This is a genomic window from Actinomadura decatromicini (assembly GCF_008121305.1).
GTDB lineage: Bacteria > Actinomycetota > Actinomycetes > Streptosporangiales > Streptosporangiaceae > Spirillospora > Spirillospora syzygii.
On the sequence record NZ_VSRQ01000001.1, the window covers coordinates 687,504 to 701,868 of the forward strand.

A 14,365-nucleotide genomic window follows, 5' to 3' on the forward strand; every position below is an offset into this window, starting at 1 on the left:
TGCGGGCACAGGTCCCGGGGGCGCTCCCGGAGCGTGCGGGTCAGTGCGTCGTGATCTCCGCGTTCGGGAGGACGAGGAGTTCGGCGCGCGCTCCCCGGGCCCTGACGTGGTACCGGGCGCGGTCGCCGCGGACGACGCTGCGGCAGTGCTCGACCGGGTCGTCGTCCTGGTCGAAGGCGACGAGTTCGACGAGCAGCGCGGGGCGGCCGCGGCGCTGGTCGAGGAGTTCGGCCTCGCGGGTGGGAAGCGCGATCGGCTCGATGGTCTCCTGCGCGTGCTCCAGGCGGACGCCGTACCGCTGGGAGAGGAGCTCGTACAGCGACTCGTTCGCGAGGTCGAAGTCGAGGAGTCCGGGGAAGCGGTCGGCGGACAGGTGCACCTCCTCGAGCAGCAGCGGATTGCCGCCGACCAGCCGCAGCCGTTCCAGGAGGTAGGTGTCGGCGCCCTCGTCCAGGCGCAGCGCGTCGGCGATCGCGCGTGGCGCGGGCTCGCGGGCGGCGGCGAGGACCCGGGTGCTCGGATCGAGGCCGCGGGCGCGCATCTCCTCCGTGAAGCTGCCGAGCAGGGCGAGGTTGCGGTCGAGGGGCGGCTCGGTGACGAACGTGCCGCGGCCGCGTTCGCGGACGAGGCGGCGCTCGCGGGCCAGCTCGTCGAGCGCCCGGCGCACCGTGACGAGGCTGCACCCGTAGAAGTCGCACAGCTCCCGTTCGCCGGGGAGGCGGTCACCCGGGCGCAGGCGCCCCGCGGCCAGCGCGTCGCGCAGGTGCCGGTAGACCTGGTAGTGGAGCGGGACCGGGCCGGTGGTCAGCTCGACGTGTCCCTCGCGGAACGGGTCCGGTCGTGTTGTCACGCGCGCCACCGATCGAAGACACCCTGGTCATTGATTGGAAGTTTATTAGCGGCCTCGATGCCAGATCATCAAGGCGGTCTCGTACGGCGCCAGGGACAGTGCCGTGTCGTCGACGGGACGCGGCCCGTCCGGATCGGCGATCCACGCCCGCTCGTGTCCGGGCAGGTGGATTCGCGTCGTCACGTCCGCGCCGGAGTGGTTGGTGACCGTCACGAGCCCGCCTTCCGGCCCGAGCAGGGTTCCCGTGGTCGCGTCGGGGTGGTCGGCGTGGGCGTCCTCGCGGGCGCCGGCGAGGTCGGCGAGCCCGGCGTACAGGCCGTGCCAGGCCGCGTGGCGGCGGTGCGCGTCCGGGACGCGGGCGAGCAGCAGTTCGACCGGCTCGGCGCAGACGACGGTGTGCCCGGCGGCGCGGTCGGCGACCACGAGCACGGGTTCCCCGTCGGCGTCGACCGCGATCGTCCGGGCGTCGGCGGTCGCGATCCGGGCGCCGCGGGTCGCCAGGTCGTCCGGCGCTCCGGGCAGTTCGAGGACGTCGCCGGGCCGGAACGGACCCCACTCAGCGGTGAAGCGGAACGTGACGGTGCCGCGCGCCGGTGCCCGGTCGACGATGCGGCAGCCCGCGACGGCCTCCATCTCGGGGATCGCCACGTCGGCCGAGAGCGAGACGTAGAGCGTCCCGCCGCGCCGGTGGAAGGCGGGCGCGCCGCGCCAGTACGGCGTCCGGACGTGCCACAGCGACGTGGTCGTCGAGGCCAGCGGCGCGGGGAGCAGCAGCAGCCGCACGTCGTCCGGCCAGGTCTCGTCGAGGCGTTCGCGCGGGAACCGGACGGCGGTCCCGGCCCGCGCGGCGAGCACGAACGCGTTCAGCCACGCCCGGACCAGCGGCTTCACGTCGGGCTCGGGGTTCCAGGTGCGCTCGGCCGGAACGTACGGGCCGGCCGCCGCGGTGCCGAGGCCGTACCCGGCCGGGTCGTAGGCCCGCGCGTACTCGTACGGGACGACCACGGCGGCGCGCGGCGCGGGCCCGTGCGAGGCGTAGGCGTCGAGATCGACGGCCCTGAGGGTGGCCGCGAGTCGGGCGAGCTCGCGGGCGCGCGGCCGGGGCTCGCCGGTGTGGTCGAGCAGCCCGAACTGCGTCTCGTGCGGCATCCGCGCGTACGGGACGCGCCCGTACGCGGCGGGCTCGGCGTCGATCCAGCACCACGCCCAGAAGCCGACCGCGCCGCGGCCGAGGCTCGACCAGCAGAGCAGCCGGTCGTAGGCGGCGATGCGCTCGGGGTCGTACTGCGCCGAGGACGCCCCGAACTCGTGCACGGCCACCGGGCGTCCCGCGCCCGCCGCCAGCGCGGTCTCGAACGCGGCCGAGTGCGTCATGCGGGGGTCGAGCAGCCCGTCCGGATACAGCTCGGGCGAGTAGATCGGGTACGGGTGGACGCAGCCGAAGTCCAGGTCCGGCGCGACGACGTCGGCGCGGAACGGCCCGCCGTCGACCTCCTGCGACGCGGTGCCGACCGTGACCAGGTGCTCGGGGTCGGCCTCGCGCAGCGCGGCGGCGAGGGCGCTCGTCCAGGCGCGGGCGTCGTCGTCGGTCGTGCCGGTGACGGCCCAGAACGGCGGCTCGTCGGTCAGGTCCCAGGCGAGGATCGCCGGGTCGCCCCGCCAGCGCCGGGCGAGCATGGCGACGTGCGCGGCCTGCAGTTCGCGCAGTTCCGGATCGGCGTGCGGGTCGCGGTCGCCGCGCCAGGGGACGTCCCAGAACGCGTCGCCGACCTCGCCTCCCACCAGGAGCGCCGGGTGCAGGCGCAGTCCGGCGCGGCGGGCGGCGGCGAGCACCTCGTCGAGGACGGCCAGGTGCTTCTCGTCGTAGCGGCCCGGTTCGGGTTCGACCGCGGCCCACAGCACGTCGATCCGGGCCGTGTCGAGGCCGAGCCGCGCCATCCGCCCGAACTCCCGCGCGAACGCCTCGGGACCGACCCGCCACGGCCAGTCCGGTCCCTCGGGCGGGACGACGTGCGCGCCGACGGGGACGTGCGCGCGTCCGCCGACCGTGAGGAAGTGCCGCCCGCGGCGGACCGTCGCCATCCCCTACTCCTTCGTCGTGATCTTCGATCCGATGGTGAACCGGCCCGGGTCGCGCCCGCCCGCGACGGCGAGCGTCCAGGCCAGCAGCTGGAACGGGATCGCGGCGACGGCCGGGGCGAGCAGCGGATCGACCGCGCCGACCGCGACCGGGGTCACGCCGTACGGCGCGGCGCCCTCGGCGGTGACCAGCAGCACCGGGCCGCCGAGCACGGCCAGCTCCGCGGCCAGCGCGAGGTCCAGGTCGCGCGTCGCGGGCTCGGTGGCGATGACGGCGGCCGCCAGCTCCGGCCCCGCCAGCTCCAGGGGGCCGTGCCGGAACTCGGCGGCGTCGAGGCATTCGGCGGCGAGCCGCGCGGCCTCCTTCAGGACGAGCGCCGCGAGGTCGGCGGCGGCGCGTCCGGTGCCGCGTCCGACCAGGACGGCGCCGGACCGGTCGCCCAGCCACCCGGACACCGCGTCCGTCAGCGCCGCCTCGCCGGCCAGCACCCGCCGCGCCTGCTCGGCCGCGGTGGCGGTGAGCGACGCGATCTCCTCGACCACCGCGCCGGACCCGGCTTCTCCGCCGAGCGTGCGGACCAGCGCCGCGAGCGGCGGGAACGTGGCCGCGAACGTCCCGGTCGAGGGGCCGTGCTCGACCCCGGCGCGGGTGTCGAACGCGATGTCGGCCGCCTCCGCGAGCGGGTTGCCGAGCCCGTTGGTGATCGTGACGAGCCGCGTGCGCCGGTCGAGCGCGCCGCTGAGCCGCACCAGCTCGGCGCTGCGTCCGGACTGGCTGATCGCCACCACCACCGTGCCCGGCGCCAGCGCGCGCATCCGGAAGTGCGTCAGCTCGGCGGTGTTCACGGTCGTGGCCAGGACGCCCGCCCGGCCCAGCGTGCTCGCCGCCGCCAGGCAGGCGTGGTAGGACGCGCCCATCCCGGTCAGGACGATCGGCCGCCGCGTCGCCAGCGCGCGCAGCGCGTCCAGCCCCGCCGCCTGCTCCGCCATGGCGGCCGCCGCGCGTTCCAGCGCGGCGGGCTGCGAGGTGATCTCGGTGTGGAAGTCGTCGTCCACGGTCAGCCGTCCTTCACCGCGCCCGCGGTGAGCCCCTCGACGAAGCGGCGCTGCAGCACCGCGAACACGGCGATCATCGGCGCGATCGTGATGACGGCGCCGGCCATCGTGTCGGGCCAGCTCACGTTGTTCTTGCGGGCCAGCAGGGCGAGCCCGACGGGGAGGGTCCGCATGTCCTGCGAGCTTGTGACGATCATCGGCCAGAGAAAGTCGTTCCAGGCGTTCAGGAACGTGAATATCGCCAGCGCGGCCATCGCGGGCCGCGCCATCGGGAACACGATCGAACGCAGAATGCGCAGCTCGGACGCCCCGTCCAGGCGGGCCGACTCCAATACCGCGTCCGGGATCGTCTGGAGATACTGGCGCATCAGGAAGACTCCGAACACCTGGATCGCGTTCGGCGCGATCAGCCCGGTGTAGGTGTCGACACCCAGGAGGGGCGACCATTCGTGCAGCGTCACCATCATCCGGTAGAGCGGGATGAGGTTGACCTGGAACGGCACCATCAGCGTCAGCAGCAACCCGAAGAAGATGGCATTGCGCCCCGGGAACCGCAGCTTCGCGAAGGCGTACGCGGCGGCGGTGCCGAACAGCACGTTCGCCGCGACGACGACCACCGTCACGATCAGGCTGTTGGACAGGTACCGCCCGAACGGCTGATCGGTGAACACGTGCCGGTACGCGTCCAGGGTGACCGGGTGCGGGACCCATTTCGTCGGGGACGCGAACACGTCCGGCGGCGGCTTGAGCGACGTCGTGACCATCCAGAAGAACGGCCAGGCCATGGTGACCCCGACGCCGCAGAGCACCAGGTAGAGCACCGCCCGCCGGAGGTTCACGCGCGCTCCCTGGACGCCCGGAGCTGCGCGTAGGACAGCGCGGCCAGGATCACGAAGAGGACGTAGGCGACGGCGGACGCCGCCCCGAGGTCGAGCTCCTGGAACCGCTCGACGAGGTAGTAGACGAGCGTCGTGGTCGACCCGACCGGCCCGCCGCGCGTCATCACGAACATCTGGTCGAACGCCTGGAAGCTGCCGATCAGCCCGAACACGAACACGAACACGATCGACGGCCGCAACCCGGGCAGGGTGACGTGGCGGAACCGGGGCCAGAACCCGGCGCCGTCCACGTCCGCCGCGTCGTACAGCTCCTTGGGGATCGACTGGAGCGCCGCCAGGAACACCACGGTCTCGAATCCGAACCCCTGCCAGACGCTCGCCGCCGTCACCGACAGCAGCGAGGTGCCCGGGTCGGCCAGCCAAGCATGCCCCGGCAACCCGAAAAGCCCGAGCGCACTGTTCAGGACGCCATTCTCATTGAGGAGCATCTTCCAAACCGTCCCGGTGACGACCAGAGAAGTGGTCACCGGCAAGAAGTACACAGACCTGAAGAACCCGACCATCCGAATCTTCTGGTTGAGGGCCAGCGCCGTGACCAGTCCGAGCACGGGCCCGACGCTCATGCCGACCACCGTGAAGACCACCGTGTTCGTGAACGCCTGATGGAAGCGGCCGCTGCCCGCCAGGTCCGAATAATTGGCGAGGCCGGTCCATTGCGGCGCGTCCACGCCGTTGTAGTCGGTGAAGCTCCAGTACGCCGACACCGCCATCGGTATGTAGAGGAACGCGACAGCGGCCAGCACCGCCGGGGCGACCAGCCCGTACCCGGCCAGCGCCGACCTCGCGTCAGCCTTCACGGAGCCCGTCCACCTCCCGCGCCGCGTCGCCCAACGCGCGATCGGGTGCCTTCTTGCCGAGCAGCGCCGCCGTGACACCGTCCGAGATGGCCTTGTCCACGTCGGTCCAGTTCTTGACGTACGGGAACGGCCGCGCCGTGGTCATCGCCGCCAGGAAGACCTTGAACGGCGCGTCTCCCCCGAAGTACGGATCCGGCGCGGTCAACTCCGGCCGGTTCAACGCCGCCGTGGTCGCCGGCGCCGCCCCGGCCTGCTTCGCCACCAGCAACTGCTGCTCGGGCCGCAACAGGAACTGCGCGAACTTCCATGCAGCCGCCTTGTGCTTGGACGTCACCGGAATCGACAGCCCGGTCCCGCCCAGATAACTCCCCTGCTGGACGCCGACCGGAGCCGGAACCACCGCCCATTTGCCCTTCTGCTCGGGCGCGCCGTCCTTGAGGACGCCCATCATGTAGGGGCCGTTGAGGAACATCGCGATCCGCCCGTCCTTGATTCCGGGCATGCCGCTGGTGTCCCCCTGGTCCTCGCCCCAGTAGACGCCGCCGGACTTCAGCAGATCCCGGTAAAAGGTGAGCGCCCCTATACCGGCCGGTCCGGCAAAGGCCGACTTCCCGGAACCATTGAGGATCTCCCCGCCGCCCTGGAACAGGAACTGCGCGAAGTGGAACGTGTCGGGCAGCACCTGGAACCGCTGCTTCCCCGGCGACGGCGCGGTCGCGGCCAGCTTCGCCACGGCCGCCTTGAACTGCTCCCAGTTCCCCGGCACCGCGATGCCGTTCTTCTTGAAGATGTCACGGCGGTAATACAGCGCATAGGCGTCGAAATCGTAGAGCGCGGTCACGTACCGCCCCTTGTACTTCATCGCGGCCAGGGCGCCCCGCGCGTACTGCCCCTCGACCGGCTCCCCGTTGATCTTCCCGCCGGACAGCTTCGACAGGTCGGCGAGCGTGCCGCCGGCCGCGTACGTCGAGATCCACGTCATGTCGAGCGTGGCCAGATCCGGCGCGGTCCGCGCCGACACCGCGGTCGCGTACTTCTCCCGCATGGTGTCGTAGTCGTACGCCTCGTACTTCACCTTGATCTTCGGATTGGCCCGCTCGAACGCGGCGATGACCGGCTTGATCGGCGTGGACCCGCCGTAGTAGTCCCACACCGTGATCGCCCCCTCGGCCCGCCCGGTCCCGCCGCCCCCGCAGGCCGCCAGCCCCAGCAGCAGCACCGCCGCCAGCCCGCTCCCCGCTAACCGAGTCCCACGCCCCATGACGCCCCCTCCGGGCATGATTGATTAGAAGCTTATGAGCTTTAGCGTTCGCGCCTCCCCACCCCCTGTCAACCCCCATGGCCACGACCGGGCACACCCCCGCCCCACCCCGTCCCGACGGCGGACAGCAGGACGGCTATCCCTTCTCACGGCCACGCCCTGGCGCGTGACGTGCGGTGATACCTGGCGGGTATCGGGGGCCACCTAGACGGTGTTGGAGGTTGCGTGGGGGTGCGGGGCAGGGTCGAGGCATGAGTGGAGAGAAGATCGCGCTGGTCACCGGCGCGAACAAGGGGATCGGGTTTGAGATCGCGGCCGGGCTCGGCGAGCTCGGGTGGAGTGTCGGGGTCGGCGCGCGGAACGAGGGGAATCGGGACGTCGCCGTGGCGAAACTCCGGGCGGACGGGGTGGACGCCTTCGGGGTTCCGCTCGACGTGACCGACGACGCGAGCGTGGCCGCCGCCGCGAGGTTGGTGGAGGAAAGGGGCGGGCGGCTCGACGTCCTCGTCAACAACGCGGGCGTGACCGGTGGCATGCCGCAGGAGCCGACCTCCGTCGACCTCGCGGCCGTGCGGACGGCCGTGGAGACCAACGTGATCGGGGTCATCCGGGTCACCAACGCGATGCTGCCGCTGCTGCGCCGGGCGGCGTCGCCGCGGATCGTGAACATGTCCAGCGGCGTCGGGTCCCTCACGCGGCAGACCGAGCCCGGCGCCGCGCTCGACGCGACGGGGCCGTTGTCGGCCGCCTATTCGCCGTCCAAGACGTTCCTCAACGCGGTCACCGTCCAGTACGCCAAGGAACTGCGCGACACGAACATCCTGATCAACCTCGGGTGCCCGGGATTCTGCGCGACGGACCTCAACGAGTTCCGCGGCGTCCGCACCGCGCGGCAGGGCGCGCAGATCGCGATCCGGCTCGCGACGCTCCCGGACGACGGCCCGACCGGCGGGTTCTTCGAGGACGCCGGGGTCGTGCCTTGGTGACCGGCGGAATTCCGGGTTAACGTCCGGCATGAGCGAAGACGGCGGCACCGGAATGGTCCAGCGCGGATACGACGTCCTTTCGCGCCATTATCGGGACGACGACGCGGGCGAGGGCGAATACGCGCCCTGGCTGACCGCGCTCAAGGCCCGGATCGCCGCGAACGCGCCGGTGCTAGACCTCGGGTGCGGCTGCGGTGTGCCGGTGGCCCGCTCGCTGGCCGAGGCCGGGCACCGGGTCACCGGCGTGGACGTCAGCAGAGTGCAGATCGAACGCGCTCGCCGCCTGGTGCCCGCCGCGACGTTCCGGCAGGCGGACGCGACCCAGGTCCAGTTCCCGCCGAACTCATTCGATGCCGTCGTCTGCCTCTACGCCCTCATCCACATGCCGCTGGAGGAGCAGCCCCGGCTCCTCCAGCGGATCGCCGGATGGCTGCGTCCCTCCGGCTGGCTCCTCGCCACCACGGGCTGGGACGCCTGGACCGGCACCGAGGACGGCTGGCTCGGCGGACCGGCGGCGATGTGGTGGAGCCAGGCGGACGCCGACACCTACGACGCCTGGCTCCGGGACGCGGGACTAGACGTCGTCTCGCGGGAGTTCGTCCCCGAGGGCGACAGCGGGCACGCGCTGTTCTGGGCGCGGCGCCCGGCCTGATCGTCGCGCCCGCCGACGGCTCAGCGGGCGAGTTCGCCGGGGGCGAGGGCCGGGCCGTGGTCGAAGGTGTGGCGCGGTCCGGGCAGGCCGCTCGGCCCGACACGCGAGCGCGCCGCGGTCCGCCGTTCGCCGAGCGCGCCCGCGACCTGGTCGCGCAGATCGGGCAGCAGCGCGTAGAGCGCGTCGCCGGGGCAGGACGTCTGGTTGTAGTCGCGATGCCCGACGATCGCCTCGTGCGGGCCGAGACCGTAGGCGTCGCACAGCCACGCGCACGTCTGGACGAGTTTCGCCCACAGCGCGTCGGTGGGCGTCTCCGTCATGTAGGTGCCCTCGTTCTCGATGCCGATCGTGTGGTCGTTCTGCCCGAAGGTGTGCGCCCCGACCACGTGGCGCCGGGCGCGGACCGCCTCCAGGGTGCGGTTGCGTCCCTCCATGAGGTGGCCGCCCCGGCTGATCGTGAGCTGCTGGCCCGAGTCGGCCCACCCGTTCGTGTCCATGTGGAAGTTCTGGATCGACCGGGACAGGGCGAACGCCTGCTCCAGCGAAGGGTCGACGGTGTTCGCCGACGCGGTGTGGTGGACGACGATGCGGTCGGGCGCGCGGTCCAGCACGGTCGCCGCGACCTTGGGCGGACGGGCCTCCCAGGCGGCGCGCGTGTACGCGCGGGGCGCGGCCTGCGCCGACGCGACGTCCCGCGGGCCGGACAGCGGGCCGAGCAGCGCCCCGCCGACCACGGCGGCGGTCCCCCCGATCAGGCCCCTGCGAGTGAGCCGAGCCTCTCCCGGCATGACGGTTCCCTTCCAGACGACGACAAGATCAGGCCGGGGGTTGATCACGAAGATAACCGAGGGGTGGCGCGCCGGGAAAGCGCGGCCCCACCCCACCCGTCCCAGCCCCGGCCGCGCAGCCTGTTCGTCGTCGCCGAGGAGCCTCGACGCACGCGCCGGCCGAGGGTCAGGCGGGGGGTGGTTTCGTCCAGGAGGCTTCGCGGGCGCGGACGAGGGCGGTCAGGGTGGCGTTGACCGGGGCGTCGCGTCCGGCCTTCGCCGCCTCGCGCGGGACCGCGCCGTTGATGAACGCGATCTCGCTGACCCGTCCGGCCTCGTGGTCGAGCAGCGCGGACGGCTTCGCGGCGGGCATCCGGCCGCCGAAGTCGCGGACGAACTCGACCGGGTCGGTGACCGAGATGCCGACACCGCGGGCGCGGGCCACCTGCCACGCCTCCTCGGCGGCGGCGCGGCTGACCGGGCCGAGGTGCTCGTCGTCCATGACCTGGCCGACCGTCAGGCCGGTGAGCGCGCACGGGGCGCTGTAGGCGACGTTGCAGATCAGCTTCTCCCACTGCATCGCCGCGATGTCGGACACCGCCTCGGCGTCGAACCCGCCGAGCCGCCAGGCGCGGGCGACGCGCTCGACCTCGGACGGGTCGATCGTCCCGTAGCCGCCGAACCGCATCGCGCGCATCGCGTTGTGGTGGACCTCGCCCGCCCGCCGCACGGACGCGCCGAAGCCGCTCGCGACGCCGACGGCGAGCCGGTCCGCGCCGAGTTCGGCGGCGGCGACGTCGGCGGAGCCGAGGCCGTTCTGGATCGTGAGGACGACCGTGCCCGGTCCGAGCAGTGGACGGGCCTGCGCCGTGGCGGACGCGACGTCCGCCGCCTTGACCGCGAGGACGACGAGGTCGGCCTGCTCGCTCGGCGGCTCCGTGTACGCGCGCACCGGGACGCGCAGTTCGCCGTCCGGCCCGGCGACCAGCAGCCCGTGCGCGGCGATGGCCGCCATGTGGTCGGCCCACCGGTCGACGACGAGGACGTCGTGCCCCGCCGAGGCGAGGTGCCCGGCGTAGACCGAGCCCATCGCGCCGCAGCCGACGACGGCGATCTTCATGGTGTCCGCCGGGTCCGGAGTCTCCATCAGGCCACCAGCTTCGCGATCTGTTCCGACAGGCCCGGTTTCGCTTCGAGGCCGAAGCCGGGGTCGTCGGCCGGGTGAATGCGGCCGCCCGCTAGGCGGCAGCCGGGGGCGTAGCCGCCGAACGGCTGGAACACCCCGGGATACGCCTCGCAGCCGCCGAGTCCGAGCCCGGTGACGATGTGCAGGTTGATCATGTGGCCGCCGTGCGGGAACGCCGAGCGGCGGTCGATTCCGCGTTCCTCCATCAGCGCGATCATCCGCGCGTATTCGGTCAGGCCGTAGCTGAGGCCCGCGTCCATTTGGAAGACGTCCCGGTCGGCGCGGACGCCGCCGAAGTTCAACAGGTTCCTCACGTCCTGGACGGAGAAGAGGTTCTCGCCCGTCGCGATGGGGCCGGGATAAGCCTCCGCGAGGCGCCGGTTGAGGTCGAAGTCGAGCGGGTCCGTCGCCTCCTCGTACCAGCGGAGGCCGTAGCCGGACATCGCCTTCGCGTAGTCGAGCGCCTGCGTCCAGTCGAACCGCCCGTTCGCGTCGACGGCGATCGCGCCGCCGTCGCCCGTCACCTCGATCGCGGCCTCGATCCGGCGGAGGTCCTCGTCGAGCGGGGCACCGCCGATCTTGATCTTCGCGACCGGGTATCCGTCGTCCTGATAGCCGCGCAGTTCGGCTTTCAGTTCCGCGATCCCCCCGCCCGGACGGTAGTAGCCGCCCGCCGCGTAGACGGCGGCGCCGGTCAGGTCGGGGGCGCGGCCGTGCGCCTTGGCGATCACGGCGTGGGCGGGCTCGTCCGCGTGCTTGGCCAGCAGGTCCCAGCAGGCGAGTTCGAGGGCGGCGGCCGCGGCGGCGCGGTCGCCGTGGCCGCCGGGCTTCTCGTCCTTCATGGCACGTTCCAGCACGCGGGCGGGGTCGAGCAGCCCGGTGTCCGGGGAGAGGAGGGAGCCGGGATCGGCGCCCAGCACGCGCGGGATCATCCGGTCGCGGAGGATGCCGCCCTGCGCGAACCGTCCGATGGAGTCGAACGCCACTCCCGCGAGCGGACGACCGTTCCTGCGCACATCGCTGATCACCGCGACCAGCGAGACGGTGTGCCCGGCGAAACTGACGACGGAATTGGTCACGTTCCCTTCGAGCGGAACGGCCATTTCCCGGATGTCGACGATCTGCATTGTCCTCCTCAAACCGCGCTCAAACCGCGCTCAAACGGCGCTCAAACGGCGCTCATACCGCGCTGGACGGCTCCCGGAGCCGGCGTTTCAGCACCTTTCCGCTCGGCGTGCGGGGCAGCTCGCCGACGATGTCGACCCGGGTGGGGCACTTGTAGTGCGCGAGCCGCTCGCGGCAGAACGCGATCAGCTCGGGCCCGGCGGGCGCCGTCCCCGGCCGCGCGACGACCAGCGCGACGACCGTCTCGCCCCAGCGCTCGTGCGGGGCGCCGACGACGGCGACCTCCGCCACGTCCGGATGGTCGGCGAGGACGTTCTCGACCTCCACCGGGTACACGTTCTCGCCGCCGGTGATGATCATGTCGGTGACGCGGTCGGTCAGGAACAGGTAGCCGCCGTCGTCCAGGTGCCCGGCGTCGCCGGTGCGGAACCAGCCGTCCGGCCCGAACGCGCGGGCATTGTCAGCCTCGCCGTCTCCCTCGTCGCCGAGGTAGCCGGGGCTCAGCAGGGCGCTGCGCATCCAGACCTCGCCGGTCGTCCCGGCGGGCACGTCCGCCCCGGTCGCGGGGTCGCGGACGCTGATCTCGACGCCGTCGGCGGCGCGTCCGGCGGACGCGAGCCGGGGGCCGCCGCGGCGGTGGTCGTCGGCGTCGAGGAACGTGATGGGCCCGCACGCCTCGGTCATGCCGTAGCTCTGGACGAGGTCGCAGCCGAGCGCCGCCGCCGCTTCCCTGATCACGGCGGGCGGCATCGGGGACCCGCCGTAGATGAGGGTCTGGAGGTCGCTCAGGTCGGCGTCGGCCACGGCCGGGCTCTGGACCAGCGTCTGGACGACCGCCGGGACGCTCAGCATGTGCGTGGCCCGGACGTCGGCCAGCACGCGGAGCACCCCTTCGGGCGAGGCGTCGGTGAGGAAGACCGACCGGGCGCCCCGGCCGAGGCAGTAGAAGAGCCAGCCCGTCCCGGAGACGTGGAAGAGCGGAGTGGGCACGCACACCACCGAACCCGGACCGACGTCCCACGGCGCGGACGACGCCAGATTCGCCGCGATATTGCCGTTGGTCAATTGCACGGCCTTCGGACGGCCCGACGTCCCGGACGTGTAGACGAGAAGGGCCGTGGCGCCGGGATCGGCCGGACGCCGCTCGAAAGTCGTGGGCCGCCCGCTGAGCCAGGCGTCATATCCGCCGACGAAAACCAGGCCGCCATTCAGCACGACGACCGTTTCTTCGGATTCCCTTTCCAGCCCCAAGGAAGGGAGGAAAGCGGCGTCGCTCACCACCACCGAGGGCCGTGCGTGTTCGAGGACGCGCGCCAGTTCGGCGGGCGCGAGCCGCCAATTCAGCGGAACGGCCGGAACGCCGCGCCTGCTCGCGCCGACCATCAGCTCGGCCCACACCGCCGAGTCGCGGCCGAGGTAGGCCACCGGCCCGGCGGCGTCGCCGAGCGCGTCCGCGACCTGCGCGGACCGGTCCGCCAGCGCGCGGAAGCCGAGCCGCCTGCCGCCCGCGTTGCCGGTCGCGGGACGGCCCGGCGCGACCCGCGCCCAGTGGTCGGCCATGTCCGCCAGTGAGCCGGTGAAACCGCCGTCTCCCATGAATGCGCCTCCGGTCACAAAGTCTGATGTGAATATCACGGCCGTCACCGGAAGTCGAGCCGGGCCAGCCCGCGTTCGGCGATCGCGCGGACCTCGCCGTCGAGGTCGCCGAACTCCTGGCCCGCCATCGCGCCCGCCCGCGCGCGGGCGGCGACGCCTTGGGTGATGACCGCGCATTTGTAATGCGCGAGCGCCTCGTAAAAGGCGAGATCGGCCAATTCGACGTCCGCTTGCCGTGCGTAGCGGGCGGCGATCTCCGCCCGGTCCGGGAAGCCCGGAAGCGCGGTGACGGCCGGGGTCAGTCGCAATCCGGGTTCGCCGGGTTCCTGCCAATAGAAGAGCAGCAGGGCGAGGTCGGTCAGCGGGTCGCCGAGCGTGGACATCTCCCAGTCGAGAACGGCGCGGACCCGTCCCGGGTCGTGCTCGTCCATCATGCAGTTGTCGAGCCGGAAGTCCCCGTGGACGATCGACGCGCGCCGCGATTCCGGAATCCTTTCGGAGACGCGGCGCCCCAGTTCCTCGACCGCGGCCACGGGCTCGTTCCGGGACCGCAGCCATTGGTCGTTCCAGCGGCGGACCTGGCGAGCGACGAAGCCGTCCGGCCTGCCGTATCCGTCCAGGCCGACCGCCCGCGGGTCGACCCGGTGCAGCGCGGCCAGGACGTCTACCAGCGCGAACGCCAGCCTCGCCCGCGCGCCGGGAGCGTCGGCGTAACCGCCGGGCAGTTCGTCGCGGATGATGCGGCCCTCGACGCGCTCCATCACGTAGAACGGCGCGCCGATGATCGAACCGTCATCGCTCAGCACGATCCGCGGCACCGGAACGGCGGACGGCGCGAGCGCCCGCTGCACCCGCGCCTCCCGTCCCATGTCGTGCGCGCTGGGCAGCAATTCCCCGGACGGCGGGCGGCGCAATACGAGTTCGCCCGCCGAACCGCTCAGCAGGAAAGTCAGGTTCGATTTCCCGCCCGCCACGAGAGTCGCGGTCAACCCGGTCCAACCGGCGTCGCCGGTGGCGTCCGCCAAGGCCGGGCCGAGCCGATCCGGACGGACGAGTGCGTCCCATCCGGCGTCCCGCTCGATCGTCACGCTGGACCTCCCATCGCTCCATC

13 protein-coding genes are annotated in these 14,365 nt (G+C 72.6%); 2 read left to right on the plus strand and 11 right to left on the minus strand.

Annotation, left to right across the window (positions count from 1 at the left end; translation table 11 throughout):
- Positions 1-40: 40 nt before the first annotated feature.
- From FXF68_RS02655 to FXF68_RS02680, 6 genes are read right to left on the minus strand one after another with little or no spacing between them, the layout of a single operon-like run.
- Complete coding sequence (locus FXF68_RS02655; protein ID WP_187437684.1) at positions 41-850, minus strand: GntR family transcriptional regulator; 810 nt, start codon at positions 848-850, stop codon at positions 41-43.
- Between the two features lie 45 nt (positions 851-895).
- The gene (locus FXF68_RS02660; RefSeq protein WP_148757287.1) at positions 896-2,932 is read right to left on the minus strand and encodes a cellulase family glycosylhydrolase; all 2,037 of its coding nucleotides are present in this window, start codon (positions 2,930-2,932) and stop codon (positions 896-898) included.
- A gap of 3 nt (positions 2,933-2,935) precedes the next feature.
- The gene (locus tag FXF68_RS02665; protein WP_148757288.1) at positions 2,936-3,985 is read right to left on the minus strand and encodes an SIS domain-containing protein; all 1,050 of its coding nucleotides are present in this window, start codon (positions 3,983-3,985) and stop codon (positions 2,936-2,938) included.
- A 2-nt stretch (positions 3,986-3,987) separates the two neighbouring features.
- Positions 3,988-4,824, minus strand: coding sequence for a carbohydrate ABC transporter permease (locus tag FXF68_RS02670; protein WP_148757289.1), 837 nt, complete (start codon positions 4,822-4,824; stop codon positions 3,988-3,990).
- Positions 4,821-5,681, minus strand: coding sequence for a carbohydrate ABC transporter permease (locus FXF68_RS02675; protein WP_222869777.1), 861 nt, complete (start codon positions 5,679-5,681; stop codon positions 4,821-4,823). Before FXF68_RS02675 ends, FXF68_RS02670 begins: the two co-directional genes overlap by 4 nt.
- Positions 5,671-6,942 carry an ABC transporter substrate-binding protein gene (locus FXF68_RS02680; protein ID WP_187437685.1) on the minus strand — a complete coding sequence of 424 codons (1,272 nt, stop codon included), beginning with the start codon at positions 6,940-6,942 and terminating at the stop codon, positions 5,671-5,673. The genes FXF68_RS02675 and FXF68_RS02680 overlap by 11 nt, the downstream gene beginning before the upstream one ends.
- Positions 6,943-7,193: 251 nt before the next feature.
- Between FXF68_RS02680 and FXF68_RS02685 the strand changes: the two genes are divergently transcribed.
- Positions 7,194-7,928, plus strand: a complete 735-nt coding sequence (locus tag FXF68_RS02685) for an SDR family oxidoreductase (RefSeq protein ID WP_148757291.1) — start codon at positions 7,194-7,196, stop codon at positions 7,926-7,928.
- 28 nt (positions 7,929-7,956) lie between these two features.
- Complete coding sequence (locus FXF68_RS02690; RefSeq protein WP_148757292.1) at positions 7,957-8,580, plus strand: class I SAM-dependent methyltransferase; 624 nt, start codon at positions 7,957-7,959, stop codon at positions 8,578-8,580.
- 20 nt (positions 8,581-8,600) lie between these two features.
- Here the strand turns inward: FXF68_RS02690 and FXF68_RS02695 are convergent, their stop codons facing one another.
- From FXF68_RS02695 to FXF68_RS02715, 5 genes are all read right to left on the minus strand, one after another.
- Positions 8,601-9,368 (minus strand): peptidoglycan recognition protein family protein, encoded by a 768-nt coding sequence (locus FXF68_RS02695; protein ID WP_148757293.1) that lies wholly within the window; start codon positions 9,366-9,368, stop codon positions 8,601-8,603.
- Positions 9,369-9,534: 166 nt separating this feature from the next.
- Complete coding sequence (locus tag FXF68_RS02700; protein ID WP_222869778.1) at positions 9,535-10,494, minus strand: ketopantoate reductase family protein; 960 nt, start codon at positions 10,492-10,494, stop codon at positions 9,535-9,537.
- A complete protein-coding gene (locus FXF68_RS02705) occupies positions 10,494-11,660 on the minus strand; it encodes an enolase C-terminal domain-like protein (protein WP_148757294.1) in 1,167 nt (388 codons plus the stop codon). The genes FXF68_RS02700 and FXF68_RS02705 overlap by 1 nt, the downstream gene beginning before the upstream one ends.
- Positions 11,661-11,712: 52 nt before the next feature.
- Entirely contained in the window at positions 11,713-13,254 is a 1,542-nt protein-coding gene (locus FXF68_RS02710) for an AMP-binding protein (RefSeq protein WP_148757295.1), read from the minus strand.
- Positions 13,255-13,298: 44 nt separating this feature from the next.
- Positions 13,299-14,342 carry a phosphotransferase family protein gene (locus FXF68_RS02715; RefSeq protein ID WP_222869779.1) on the minus strand — a complete coding sequence of 348 codons (1,044 nt, stop codon included), beginning with the start codon at positions 14,340-14,342 and terminating at the stop codon, positions 13,299-13,301.
- Positions 14,343-14,365 lie beyond the last annotated feature (23 nt).

Excerpts from the sequence above, each read along its gene's own strand:
- FXF68_RS02700 (WP_222869778.1), bottom strand. The coding sequence starts at position 10,494 with ATGGAGACTCCGGACCCGGCGGACACCATGAAGATCGCCGTCGTCGGC.
- FXF68_RS02705 (WP_148757294.1), bottom strand. The coding sequence starts at position 11,660 with ATGCAGATCGTCGACATCCGGGAAATGGCCGTTCCGCTCGAAGGGAAC.
- FXF68_RS02685 (WP_148757291.1), top strand. The coding sequence starts at position 7,194 with ATGAGTGGAGAGAAGATCGCGCTGGTCACCGGCGCGAACAAGGGGATC.
- FXF68_RS02680 (WP_187437685.1), bottom strand. The coding sequence starts at position 6,942 with ATGGGGCGTGGGACTCGGTTAGCGGGGAGCGGGCTGGCGGCGGTGCTG.
- FXF68_RS02695 (WP_148757293.1), bottom strand. The coding sequence starts at position 9,368 with ATGCCGGGAGAGGCTCGGCTCACTCGCAGGGGCCTGATCGGGGGGACC.
- FXF68_RS02690 (WP_148757292.1), top strand. The coding sequence starts at position 7,957 with ATGAGCGAAGACGGCGGCACCGGAATGGTCCAGCGCGGATACGACGTC.
- FXF68_RS02710 (WP_148757295.1), bottom strand. The coding sequence starts at position 13,254 with ATGGGAGACGGCGGTTTCACCGGCTCACTGGCGGACATGGCCGACCAC.
- FXF68_RS02660 (WP_148757287.1), bottom strand. The coding sequence starts at position 2,932 with ATGGCGACGGTCCGCCGCGGGCGGCACTTCCTCACGGTCGGCGGACGC.